12 protein-coding genes are annotated in these 12763 nt (G+C 48.5%); 8 read left to right on the forward strand and 4 right to left on the reverse strand.

The annotated features are described in order from the left end of the window. Positions 1–212 precede the first annotated feature (212 nt). Both BM123_RS12430 and BM123_RS12435 read right to left on the reverse strand, forming a co-directional pair. Positions 213–1487 (reverse strand): ABC transporter permease, encoded by a 1275-nt coding sequence (locus BM123_RS12430; RefSeq protein ID WP_090168962.1) that lies wholly within the window; start codon positions 1485–1487, stop codon positions 213–215. Then, positions 1484–2110 carry an ABC transporter ATP-binding protein gene (locus BM123_RS12435; protein WP_090168964.1) on the reverse strand — a complete coding sequence of 209 codons (627 nt, stop codon included), beginning with the start codon at positions 2108–2110 and terminating at the stop codon, positions 1484–1486. The genes BM123_RS12430 and BM123_RS12435 overlap by 4 nt, the downstream gene beginning before the upstream one ends. Positions 2111–2489: 379 nt before the next feature. Here BM123_RS12435 and BM123_RS12440 point away from each other — a divergent pair, with 379 nt between their 5' ends. The 5 genes from BM123_RS12440 to BM123_RS12455 all read left to right on the forward strand — a co-directional run bounded on the left by BM123_RS12440 (position 2490) and on the right by BM123_RS12455 (position 6332). Beyond that, on the forward strand, positions 2490–3092 hold the full coding sequence (locus BM123_RS12440; protein WP_090168966.1) for a hypothetical protein: 603 nt from the start codon (positions 2490–2492) through the stop codon (positions 3090–3092). Beyond that, a complete protein-coding gene (locus BM123_RS12445; protein ID WP_090168968.1) occupies positions 3089–4114 on the forward strand; it encodes a DUF262 domain-containing protein in 1026 nt (341 codons plus the stop codon). Before BM123_RS12440 ends, BM123_RS12445 begins: the two co-directional genes overlap by 4 nt. A 141-nt stretch (positions 4115–4255) precedes the next feature. Then, entirely contained in the window at positions 4256–5014 is a 759-nt protein-coding gene (locus BM123_RS12450) for a hypothetical protein (RefSeq protein WP_139211869.1), read from the forward strand. A 53-nt stretch (positions 5015–5067) separates the two neighbouring features. Next, positions 5068–5223, forward strand: a complete 156-nt coding sequence (locus tag BM123_RS24440; RefSeq protein ID WP_217642163.1) for a hypothetical protein — start codon at positions 5068–5070, stop codon at positions 5221–5223. Positions 5224–5519: 296 nt separating this feature from the next. Then, entirely contained in the window at positions 5520–6332 is an 813-nt protein-coding gene (locus BM123_RS12455; protein ID WP_139211870.1) for a PorV/PorQ family protein, read from the forward strand. Here the strand turns inward: BM123_RS12455 and BM123_RS12460 are convergent. Beyond that, complete coding sequence (locus BM123_RS12460; RefSeq protein ID WP_245748532.1) at positions 6319–8193, reverse strand: PLP-dependent aminotransferase family protein; 1875 nt, start codon at positions 8191–8193, stop codon at positions 6319–6321. The genes BM123_RS12455 and BM123_RS12460 overlap by 14 nt on opposite strands. 128 nt (positions 8194–8321) lie before the next feature. Continuing rightward, positions 8322–8840, reverse strand: coding sequence for a 6,7-dimethyl-8-ribityllumazine synthase (gene ribH, locus BM123_RS12465; RefSeq protein WP_090168973.1), 519 nt, complete (start codon positions 8838–8840; stop codon positions 8322–8324). Positions 8841–8997: 157 nt separating this feature from the next. Between ribH and BM123_RS12470 the strand changes: the two genes are divergently transcribed. The 3 genes from BM123_RS12470 (at position 8998) to BM123_RS12480 (ending at position 12663) form a co-directional block, all read left to right on the forward strand. Further along, positions 8998–10935, forward strand: a complete 1938-nt coding sequence (locus BM123_RS12470) for a DUF294 nucleotidyltransferase-like domain-containing protein (protein WP_090168975.1) — start codon at positions 8998–9000, stop codon at positions 10933–10935. Continuing rightward, positions 10935–11648 (forward strand): 3'-5' exonuclease, encoded by a 714-nt coding sequence (locus BM123_RS12475; protein ID WP_090168977.1) that lies wholly within the window; start codon positions 10935–10937, stop codon positions 11646–11648. The genes BM123_RS12470 and BM123_RS12475 overlap by 1 nt, the downstream gene beginning before the upstream one ends. Positions 11649–11760: 112 nt before the next feature. Then, positions 11761–12663, forward strand: a complete 903-nt coding sequence (locus BM123_RS12480; protein ID WP_090168979.1) for a hydroxypyruvate isomerase family protein — start codon at positions 11761–11763, stop codon at positions 12661–12663. Positions 12664–12763 lie beyond the last annotated feature (100 nt).

Raw genomic sequence — 12763 nt, forward strand, 5'->3', positions numbered from 1 at the left:
CTCGCCTACAGTGACTCCATGAGCTGACGCATCAAGGGTCTTGAGTCGTAAAGATAAAAAACATCGCTAAAGCCTAGGATTTAACCATAGCACCTTTTGCCCTTCAAAAGTAGGCCGCCGGCAGGCATGTAAAACGGGAAGCTTAACGGATTATAATGGATCAATCATGATTAGTAATCCAAAATCATAGCGGACCATTACTTGACAGACCACTACCCCTCCATCAAAGTCTCCCCAATCTCCGTCCGTGCCGCCTGGGTAGCGGGTAAAACTGCCGCTACAAAGCCAATCAGCAGTGCCCCTACCAGTAACCACCACTCTTCCGGCAGGAAGCGGGCGGGGTCAAGGCTGTAGCGGAAATCATCGCTTACACTGGAAGCGATAAAGTAGAGAATACCGTGGCTCAGCAAAAGGCCAAGAATGTAACCGATGACCGCTACCATCAGACCTTCGACGATGATGAGGGAAAAGAGTTTGCCCCTCCCTGCGCCCATTACCCGTAGCAGGGCTAGTTCATACCGACGGTCCCGCAACGAATTGAAAAGACTAATGAAAATACTCAGGGCCGAGACAATTGTAATGGCCAACACCAGAATGCCCAGAATTCGCTGCCCGGAATCAAATTGCCGGCGGACTTCACTGATTTCATAGGCGGGATTTGCCGCCAGCAAGCCGGTATTTTCGTTGATGTTGCGTGGAAAGTTCAGTGCCTGAAAGCTACTGGGGTTCCGGTAGCGCACCAGAACACTGGTGATTTCCTGATCGTCACCGGCCTCTAACAAGGCCTGAATGTCACGTTTGCCGTGGTTATGGCCAGCGTGGTCTTCGTGATCATGCTCAGCATGGTCTTCGCCCTCGTGTTCGCCATGGGAATGCCAGTAGGTCTGGTTAGTGGTCAGCACGATTTGATCCATCACCGTGCCGCTGGGTGCAAGAATACCCACGACGGTAAATTCATCATCGTGCTCGATGTTGTCTTCGCCCTCATCAATGATGCCGTGGTTAGAGCGAAACTTATCCCCAAGCCCTAGTCCGTTCTTCGCAGCGACTTCTGCCCCGACGACCACCTCAAAGTCATCATCCCAGCGCTCACCGCTGGCCAGGGAGGCTCCGTACCAGTCCAACAATTTAGGAATCGTTCCTACAATCCGGTAGCCCCGGTAGCTATCACCGACAGACAGCGGCACGGCATCTGCCACAATCGGGTGCTTGGGGTTGAAGAAGGAACGGACTTCTTTCAGCGTCACGTTGCCGGTTGCGTAACCAACGTGGTACATGCTGTTGAGCGTCAACTCCAAAGGGCTGCCCTTCGCGCCAACAACCAGGTTAATACCCGCCAGGTTATTATCAAACTGCTCGTCAGCCTGCTGGCGGAGATTCAGCAGCAGAGATATTAATCCGATACTGAGGGCAAACAGCAGCACACTCAGCAGTGCGCTGAGTGGCTTAAAGGTCAGGTTTTTCCACGCTAGCGAGAGCAGGTTCATAAGCGGGTGTGTTGATCGATGATGCTCGTCAATCGGTTATCATGGGTAACAATGAGCAAAGTAGCGTTGACAGCAGCGGCGCTTTCCTGTAACAGTTGAATTACCTGCGTAGTGTTACCATCATCAAGTGCGGAGGTGGGTTCATCGGCCAAAATCACTGCCGGACGATTGATAATGGCCCGGGCAATCGCTGCCCGCTGCTGCTGACCAACGCTAAGGGCTGAAGGCAATGATTTAATCTTATGGCCTAACTCCAGCCGGTCGAGAATTTCCCGGATGGCAGGTCGGTCAGTGGTCTTACCCGCGAGCCGTTGGGCGAGCAGGAGGTTTTCCTCGATCGATACCGCTCTGATGAAGTGGGCCGTTTGAAAGACCATGCCCAGATGGCGACCGCGAAAGCGGTCGCGCTGCGGTCCACTTAGCCCGTTCAGGTCGGTTCCGTTGATCATCACCGTTCCGGTAGCTGGCGTTCTAAGCCCCGCCAACAATTGCAGCAGGGTCGTCTTCCCACTACCGGAGTTACCGAGCAGCAAACGGGTTTCACCGGCGGCGCAGTCGATATCGGGGAACGTCAGGCGTTCGCCGCTGGGGTATTGGTAGCTTAGGTTTCTAGAGCTTAACATGGGAGTGCAAGGTAGGCAATGGTGAGGGATGTTTGAAAGTGGAGGGTTAGGAAAAATGAGCCACTGGTTTTCACCCAAGACCATCGGATTACATCAAGTAGTGGATCTTTTTACTATTAGGTTAACGGGTAGGAAATGACGTCCAGATCGCTCGAAACAGGTGACGTTGTTGCTTTATATCTGGGGTATTGACGTCAACTGTTATTCCCTGAATATTGGGAACAACGCAACTTTTTCTGTTTTGAGCCCTTGATTTTGTTAGGTTTGTGCGAATGTAACATTCGCAGGGAAGTTGATTGAACGTAATGCGGATGTCATACGTTGGGCTCAACAAAATAAATCACGTATGGACAAAAATAATCTGATAATCTTTTAACCTATGAGGTATAGTGCAGAAGAAACAACAAAGAGAATTGAGACATTTCAGACAGATTTAAAAGCCTTATCTTCGGTAGAGGTAATTAGAAAATACATTACTTTTGGCGAGGTAGCTGCTTTAGAAGAGCACAACTATTATCAATTAAAATACGAGATATCAGATTTTTTTGAAATTCATCCTTCGCAAGTTCTAATGGTTGGGTCAGGCAAAACAGGTTTCTCAATAAGCGAAAAGTTACACGCTAAACCTCCTAAAAAAAGGTATAGACATTTTTCAGAGGAATCTGATTTGGATATGGCTATAGTATCTCAAGAGCTATTTGATATTATCTGGAAAGAAGTTATTGAATTCTCTGATGACAAAGCACTTTGGCCAAGAAGTGACGACTTCAAAAATTACCTCTTTGAAGGGTGGATTCGCCCAGATAAGCTTCCACCATCTTTTACCTTCAAGAATGGAAAGGAATGGTGGGAATTTTTTCGTAAACTTACCTCTAAAGGTACTTATGGTCCGTATAAAATTGCAGCTGGACTCTACAAAAGTTGGTATCATCTTGAGAGGTACCAAGCTGTTACAGTTAACGAATGCAAACAACTATTATGAAAACTACTGCTACCAACACCAAAATAAGAAAGATTGTCTCAGACTTAAGGTCTGAGAAACTAATTCCCAGACCTGACTTCCAGCGAAGACTTGTATGGTCAAATAAACATAAAAATGCTTTTATAAAAACAGTGCTAGAGAATTTACCCTTTCCAGAAGTTTATATAGCTGCTGGCGAAGTTGACCTAGCAACAGGGGAGGGTAAGGAGATACTTGTGGATGGTCAGCAAAGGTTGACTACACTTTACCATTATTTTATTGGTTCCAAGATTATTAGATTATCTAAAGATGTTCCAGCGTATGAAGATCTAGATAATGACGCTAAAAAGCAATTTTTAGAATATGATGTCGTAGTTAGAGATTTGGGAGCAGTTCCTATTGACGAAATCAAGGAGATTTTTTTGAGAATAAATAGCACTAGCTATTCTCTTAATCCAATGGAAATAAATAATGCAAGATATGATGGTGAAATAAAGCAATTCGCAGATAGCTTGGCTGCATTTGATTTCTTCGAAAAGCATAACGTGTTTAGTGGTAACGACTTGAGAAGAATGAATGATGTTAGGTTTATATTATCAGTTGTTGTCACAATGATGTCCACATATTTTCACCGCGAAAGTGAAATAGAAAAATATTTAGAAAGATATAATGACGAGTTCGATTATGCTGATGAAATTAGGGCTGGTTTTATCGGGACACTAGATATCATTGAGGGGTTCGACTTCCCGGGTGGCTATCGGGTTTGGAATAAAGCCGATTTGTTTACGTTGATTGTGGAGTTGCATAGAACAGTCATCAAGGAAAGCATGAGTTTAGACTATACAGTGTTGAAACATATGTTGACAGAGTTCTACGACGAGGTTGACAGATATAACAAAGAAGGAAATGAAGATGTCACGTCGGCGAATGTCATCTTATACCATTCTGCAGTATTACGAGGCACTAATGATAAAAGTAATCGATTGGCAAGAGGAAAAGTGATTTACAATCTGATTATTGGATGTATGAAAATGCTAAACTGAACGCGCCGAACAACGCAGCCAACGTCAACCCTCATATCGTCGGGCTGTGTGGCAGCGAACCGGTCTACGTAACAGAGTGCAAAGGATAAATACATTAGATGTTTAGATTCTGCTGTGCTAAATATGTATATTTACGAAAAAATGGAGATCAGAAAGTCTTTGCCTATCAAGCATTCTTTGCTTATAGATGTAGATGGATTATCACGACTTGTAAAATATTTACATGGAAAATTTAAGAAAGTTTCCCTAATAGCAAGGTGTAATGATGATACTAGGCTAGAGTTTCAATCTCTTGCTGAGTTGGTAGATTATGAGAACCCTACTCACCGAAGGATAAATGCAATAAGAATAGTTTGCAACAAAGACGATGTGTATACATCTACCTTTGGAGATGTTGAAATTACTTTGGGTGATTACTTAACACAATGGACTGGAATTATCGAATATAGGCTTGAAGACTATCAATTTTTTTTAGAACTAGAAAAGGAGATTAGTGCAAGAATCAAGCAGTTTAAACCATGGTATTCACTGTTTACAAGCTTAGATTTTACCACTGTAATTTTCGCTTCATTGATAGGATTGTTCATCTTGGGGACTTTTTATGGCGGATATCTTGAATACATTGGTAAGTTTCCCGAATCTACAACTAACGATGATAATAGCCCTGATATGTTGTTCTGGTCAGGATTCATTATCGTATTTGGCGCCTCGATTCTTTTAGGATATTTATTGAATAGGATAAATAAATACCTTTTTCCAGAATTTACTTTTTTATTAGGACAGAGTAATGAGACTAGTAGTATAAAGTTTGCAGCTCTAAGATTTATATTTATCGGCGTAATTTTAGCTATCATTATAAATGTGTTAAGTAGCTTTATATACGATATGGTGAAATCGTAGATTTCTGGTTTACTAAATTTATAATTAGTATTTTTGAAAAAATAAATCTTACAATGAATAGCGAGAAAAGTAAGAAGACATTAGATCAAAGAATTGATAAAATCAAATCTGAATTGATTGGGTTAGAACATACACACATAGGTATTGTAAAGAATATTCTGAAGTTTGGGCTGAATTTAGAAAATCCAGAAAAGCAAAAGGAAGCTTGACTGTTTTTATTAAATTTTATATTCCGAAGACAAGCCACGGTATTTGTAATCGCTATTTTTTCGGGCCTAACTGCTTTATTTAGTGTGTACTTAGCGTCTAGAGCAAACTCAATTATTTAAGATCAGAACAGTAGAAAAGTCCAATTGATAAGGGGGCAAACCAACCACCCGCATGTTTGGTAGTTGTACGCTTCCCAACCCAACCTACCACCATTTATCAGAAAGTAACCCTTAAATTGATCCCTTGCCGACAAACTCAAACGCGTATCTTCACGCCCAACCACCCAATCATCGCCGTGCGCTCACTTCTCCTTCTTCCTTTTCTTCTTCTCTTTTTCCTGCCTACGATTAGTGCCCAGGACGGTCTTTTCCCGGCTTTTGACATTCGCGCCAGGCTTTTAGGAGGTACCGGACTAACCGGAGAAGGAATTGATGCGCTATGGACCAACCCCGCCGGCCTTGCCCATACGGGAGATGAGCTGGAAGGAGCCGCCTTTGCCGAACAGCGCTTCGGCCTCAGTGAACTAACGACGGCCAACATCGGCGCTGCCTACAAAACCGGCCTTGGAGGCTTTGGCCTCCAACTGGCCAGTTTTGGCTTTGACAGCTACCGGGAGACCCGTATCGGCCTGGCCTACGGCCGTAAACTATCTGAAAAATTCAGCATCGGTGCAGATTTTTCCGGCTTCGCCGTCAGTACCGAAGGCTATGAGAGTACCTTCAACCTAACCTTTGGGCTCGGGATGCAGCTGGAGATCATTCCCGAATTGCACGTTGGCGCAAGAATATTCTCACCCTTACGCATCGAACGTTTCCCGGATGAATACCTTCCACAACTGCTGGCCCTGGGCCTGAGCTATCAACCGAGTAACAAGGTGATCCTCTCCGCAGAAATCCATCAGGATGCCGAGAACCCGGCCCGCTTCCGCGGCGGTCTTGAATACCTGCCTGCAGAGGAACTCAGCATCCGACTCGGCGTCGCTACGGAAAATACAGAATTATCCTTCGGGCTTGGCTATGAAGTCATTGATCGGCTGGAGCTTAGCGCAGGCGCCGTATGGCACGAAGTGCTGGGCGTCTGGCCCGGGGTTGGCCTCAGATGGCGGTAGTAACAAACTGCAAAAACACCTCCTTATGCCGGTCGAGGTCCATGTCCGGTGACAAGGCTACCCGAACGATATAATCCTTATCGCCTTCTTTCGTGGTTCCCTGCGTTGAGGTGGCAGGCACCGTCCAGTAACACCCCTTCAGCTGACCGTAGCTTACACAGTATTTGCTTTCGTCAGGGATTTCGGTAATCATCCGATTGATTAACTTGAGGTTCAGAGCTCTTTTGTAGGCCTCTTTTTCTTCCGGAGTATTCCCTTTCGTGGGTAGTCCCAACGAAAACACAGAGGGCGTAAACCCTTGGGCAGCCAACTCTTCGGAGACGAAGTTTATTTGGGCTTCAGGCAGTACCTCCCCGACAAAATTCACGAACTCACGCGTGTTCGTATAGGCAGCCATAATGCGCTGATTCATGGAAGGCAACTGCCTGGCCAGTATTTCCACCTGATGAGCCGTAGCCTCATTGTCGCAGAGAATTAAATGGGCTTCAACTTTTTCCATCAGGCTTTCCGCCAGCTTATTCCCTACACAGTAACCAGCCGTACACAGCCCACCACTTGGAAATTTAGACCCACTGGAATAGGATATGGTTCTGACCGTTGACAGTACTTCGCCTTCGCCTAAGAAATGCACATTGGGGCAAAAGGTCTGGTCCAGAATAAATACCGGATCGACGGCAATTCCGCCGTTCGGCGTTGTACGTTTTTTCTCCAACGCTTCCTGCAGTTTAATCAGGTCGGGCACTTCCACCCTTGGATTCGTTGGAATCTCAGCAATAATGTAGGGTACCGCATCTTGTTTAGCGACTTCTGCCAAAACCTTTTCTACGCCCTGCACCATATCGTTACCTCCATCCACCGGCAGATCCAACACCTCAACCTTATCGAGGCAGGCGGCTACGCGCCTTGCCTGATCGTTGGTTCCTCCGTAACAGTTTGGCGGGACAATAATTTTAATGTCTTTCCCGGGATGATTTTCCAAAGCATGGTCAATCAATCCCATCATGATGGCATACTGCACGGAGAGACCGCTGGAGCCCAGCAAAGCTCTTGTTTCTGTGCCAGTGATTTCCTTGAGCGCATCAATCACAACGGCCTTATTTACCTCAACGTCCCCCCCCTGAGGGCCTGAGAGTTCTCCCGTAAGCACTCGCAAAGCCGCCAGGCAATTGGCTGGCGTCATCGCAATGGTCTCTCGCCTCCGTACGTGTTGAATATCGGAAACATAGCCCTTGTTTTGCGCTCCGTTGATTAGCAAGACGCTACCAAATTGAGCATGCGTGCTCAGGAAGAAGTCAATACCTGACGAAAGCTTAACGGTAAAAATATCCTCCTGCGGAGCAACAAAAATGGTACTGCCATCAAATGCGGGAATATCTTCCACTCCTCTGACCTCCTTCAAATCGAAGGTATAGCCATAGACCCGTCGGATCATTTCGGCATTAAAAGAAGATGGCAATTTACCCGTATACAGAATCCGGGTTTTCTTCTTCTCGAATAAGTTCTTGCGCAAGACTGCCAGTATTGGAGTCACCTTAGAGGAAAAACTGATTACGCTTTTTGCCTCTAGATCATTAACACCAGCAACCACCCATTCCAACAAACAGGACAAGGGGTGGCCTAAGCGAATATAATCGTAGGCCGTAGGCAGTTCATTCAGGGCAGTTTTATCAGTAACGTTATTTCTGTACAAAACCTCCAATTGTTCCAAAAACTGGCTTTTGGCCTGCTCCTCGTTGTAAATATCCAGGCGGTGGGTGGTTAAATTCAGCCAGTCAGCCGGCATATTTTCCAACACCTTCTCAACGTAACTAATCATTGTATTCCCGTTCAGGGTAGCTGAACGCTCAAAAGCTGTATGCATGTACTTATTCGATTTATCTCCGGATGAACGGAAGACACTTTACAAAATTAACTTCAACGGTTTATGAAGGTTTCCGCTTTACCTGACCGGCAAAAATCAGATGGTATCAGGGAGCTGAAACACGACCATTAGCCAAAACCAATCCCTTTCTTTGAGGTAGCCTTCGCCCGGTAGAGCTCCGCCATACGAAGCGCGGTGACGGCCGCTTCCACGCCCTTATTTCCGTGCTTACCGCCGGCACGGTCAAGCGCCTGCTGGTGCGTATTCGGCGTGAGCACCCCAAAAATAAAGGGTCGCCCGGTGGCGATGCTGAGGTTTACGAGACCCTGAGCGACGGCATTATTGATGTATTCATCGTGTTGGGTTTCTCCTTTGATGACACAGCCGATACAGATTACAACGTCGGGGTTTTCCCGGCCGGCAATGATGCGCCCTGCGGCGGGTAACTCAAAGGTGCCGGGGACCTGAACAACGTGTATTTTTTCTTCGGAGGCGCCATGCTTCTGCAAGGTTTCCAAACAGCCTTCGTAGAGGGCATGGGTAATATCCCGATTCCAGTCGGCCACGACGATGGCGAATGTCATTTCACTGGCATCAGGGATGTTGCTGTCGTCGTAGGTACTCAGGTTCTTAAGGGCAGAGGCCATGATTGATAGGTTTTGGCTTGAATACAGTTTTGGGGGCGGTCTGGTTGTGATTCCCACCGCTCCCCTTCCCCGCTCTGCTTTCTAAAAACATTCTCTGCACCTGCATATGTGCCCAAATCGGACTAAATTGCGAGCGGACCGATAGAAAAATCTTCCCGTGCCCAATCAAGTAAGTCGACGTATTTATGATTTCCTGAAGGATCTGCCTCCTTTTTCGTTCGTAAAAGAGGAAGGGGCACTACTGCAGGTTGCCGGGCGGGTTGAGGTGCAATATCAGCCCATTGGCTCCATCATTTTTCGTCCGGGAGAGCCACCGCGCGAGCGTTTTTTCCTGGTCAAGGAAGGAGCCGTGGAACTTTTTGCCGTCAATGAAGGAGAAGAGCGCCTGATTGAGCGTTTTGGCGAAGGAGAAGTGTTCGGCATAAGACCGCTGCTGGCTGAAGACGAGTATCTGTTCCTCGCCCGTTCCGCAGAAGAGACCTTACTCTACGCCATTAATACGGAGGGATTCCGTGAGCTTCTGCCCAACTACCCCGAACTCAGTAGCTATCTCGCAACACTGATGGCGGGCAGCACCCGCTCGGCCCTGCAGGTGAAGGCCCGGCAAGCACCTGCACTCATCGAAAAAGAAAATCTCGGCGGCCCGGATCTGCTGGATCTGCAGACCATCCACCGGGCACGGGAACCCATCAGTTGCCAGGCCAGCGATCGCATCATTACGGCGGCCAAACTGATGAGTGAGCACAACATTGGCTCCATTATTATTGTCGACAAAAAAGAACGCCCCGTAGGTATCATTACGGACAGAGACCTGCGACAGAAGGTCGCCACCGGGATAAAAAGCAACCAGGAGTTAGTCGTGGAAATCATGCAATCTCCGGTAATCTGTATTCCGCCCTCCATCACCGTAGCGGATGTACAGATCGAGATGATGCGCCACAAGATTAACCATGTGGTGCAAACGGAAGACGGGACAGATAAGACGCCCCTTACCGGAGTCATCAGTAAGCATGATCTGCTGGTAAAGCAGGGCAATAACCCTGCGATTCTCATTCGTGAAATCGCCCGCTCCCAATCCGCTACCGAGCTAAGAGTATTACGCGAACGGGCAGAGCGCCTGCTCAGTCTCTACTTATCCCGTGAGGTTAGTATTTCCTTCATCACCACGGTGATGACGCAAATCAACGACGAAATCATCCGTAAATGCATCAAGCTGTCACTAGCACGCATGCAGGCCGACGGGCGCGGTAACCCGCCCGCCCTCTTCGACTGGCTCGCCCTGGGAAGCCAGGGGCGGGGTGAACAACTCCTCCGGACAGATCAGGACAATGCCCTCATTTTTGAGGACGTGCCCGAAGCGCGCTACCCTGCCGTAAAAGATTACTTCCTTCAATTATCTTCTTACGCTACTGAATTTCTGAACGATGTAGGCTTTGCTTATTGCCCCGGGGACATGATGGCCAGCAACCCCAACTGGTGCTTGTCCGTAAGTAAGTGGCAGTCGCAATTCAGCCATTGGATGCACGTAAACACCCCCGAAAGCATGCTGCACACCTCCATCTTTTTCGACTTCCGGGGTGTTTGGGGAGACGGCAGTCTGCCCGCCAAACTGACCGCTCATATCTTCAGCAACCTGGAGAAGCCGAGTCAGCGTTTCCTTTCTTCCCTCGCGCTGGCTGCGTTGGACAATCCATCCCCGCTTACCTTTTTCCGCAACTTCGTCGTGGAGCGATCCGGCGAGCATAAAGATCAGTTTGACCTGAAGGCCAGAGCCATGCGCCCACTGACGGATGCCGCCAGAGTATTAATGCTGGAAGCCCGGCAGGGAAGTGTCAATAATACCTTTCGTCGTTACGAGCTCATGGCGAAATTAGAACCTCAGAATGCCGAGTTGTATCAGGCCGCAGCGGAGGCCTATGAGGTCCTTATCCGTCTGCGGGCAACGATGGGTCTGCGGCGAAACGACTCCGGCCGCTACCTGAAGCCCAGCGAGCTGAGCCGTATGCAACGGCTGCTGCTTCGCAATAGCTTTGGCCCCGTAAAGGAGACACAATCACTACTGGAGACCCGTTTCCAGCTTAACTTTCTTCGTTGATGGAAGGCTTCGAATGGTTACGAAAGCTTCGGTCGAGCATGGGCAAAAGCAAGGCGAGTGAACCGGACTCAACCTGGCCGGAATGGTACCAACGCTATTTTAGGGCAACCCCCAATAAGCCAGCGGATGAAGTGCCGCTGGAGGAGCTGCCGATCGTGATCATCGACGCCGAAACAACGGGGCTTGACGTTAAGAAGGACCGGCTCCTCAGCATCGGTGCTCTGCGGGCACTGGGTAACAGCCTGCAGATCGCGGACCATTTTGAAGGCTACCTCCCTACCCCGCCCGATCAGCAGGATGCTCGGGCGGTACACATACATGGCATCATCCCCGGTTCCCGCCGCTATGACTACCTCGAAGAAGAAGAGCTCATGGAAGGTCTTCTGGAATTTATCGGTGAACGAACGATTGTGGGCCACCACATTGGCTTCGACGTGGAAATGATCAATCGTGCCCTTGAACGCCTGGGAGCGGGGCCTCTCCGCAACCGGGTAATTGACACCGCTGACCTGGCTAAGCGAATTCAGCCATCGGGCTATTGGTCTCCGCCGGAAAAGTATTCTTTAGACACCCTGGCCAGGCGGTATCGAATCCCTCTTTCAGACCGGCATACCGCTCTGGGCGACGCTTACATTACCGGAGTACTCTGGCTCAAGCTGAAGGGGCGTTTACTGGAGAAAGTTGGCAGAGACCTGGTGCTGGGAGATTTATAAACCCTTTCCTGAGCCGGCAGCATCCCTTTAGCTCAAAGAAAGAGAAGCATCAAAAATATTATGGTAGCGAATAATCGTCAAGAGGGTTATCTTACCCATAAACAGAGACATCATGCAACGACGTAACGCAATTAAACTGGCGGCTAGCCTTCCCTTCGCCGCCGCACCACTTGCCGTTAAGGCTCAAACTACCAGGAACACCAATAAATTCAATCTCGCTTTTGCTCCCCACGCCGGAATGTTTAAAGCCCATGCCGGCGAAGACATTCTGGATCAGATTCGCTGGGCGGCTGATCAGGGCTTCACTGCCTGGGAAGACAACAATATGCCTAAGCGAGAACCAGCCCTGCAAGCAAAGATTGGCGAGCTGCTGGCCAAACACAATATGACCATGGGCGTCTTTGTGGCCAACAAAATCAATTGGAAAGAACCTACCCTTACGAAAGGAGCCGGTGAGCATCGTGATGAATTCCTGAAGGACATTCAGGCCTCGGTCGAAATTGCCAAACGCTGCAATGCTAAATGGATGACCGTAGTGCCCGGTTTCGTAGAGATGCGGCTGGAGCCCATGTACCAGTTTGCCAATGTTGCCGAAACCCTCAAGCAAGGCGCCGCCATTCTGGAACCTCATGAGCTCACCATCGTACTGGAACCGCTAAACTACCGGAACCACCCAGGGTTGTTCCTGACCAAAGCTGCCCAGGCGTATGCGCTCTGCAAAGCCGTAGACAGCCCGGCCTGCAAGATCTTATTCGACATCTACCACCAGCAAATCCAGGAAGGGAACCTCATCCCCAATATCGATGCTGCATGGGACGAGATCGCCTACTACCAGATTGGTGATAACCCCGGCCGTAAGGAACCCGGAACGGGAGAAATCAATTACGCCAATGTGCTGGCTCACATTCATAATAAAGGTTTCCGAGGTGTCTACGGTATGGAGCACGGCAACAGCCAGGACGGTAAGGCAGGAGAAATGATGGTGATGGACGCTTACCGGAAGGTGGATGTGTAGGGGGGGGAGTTGCAGGTTACAGGTTGCAGGTTGCAGGTTGCAGGTTGCAAGTTGCGGGTTACGGGTTATGCTCCCTGCAACCTGCACCCTGCACCCTGCC

This window comes from Neolewinella agarilytica, from assembly GCF_900110645.1.
Classification (GTDB): Bacteria; Bacteroidota; Bacteroidia; order Chitinophagales; family Saprospiraceae; genus Neolewinella; species Neolewinella agarilytica.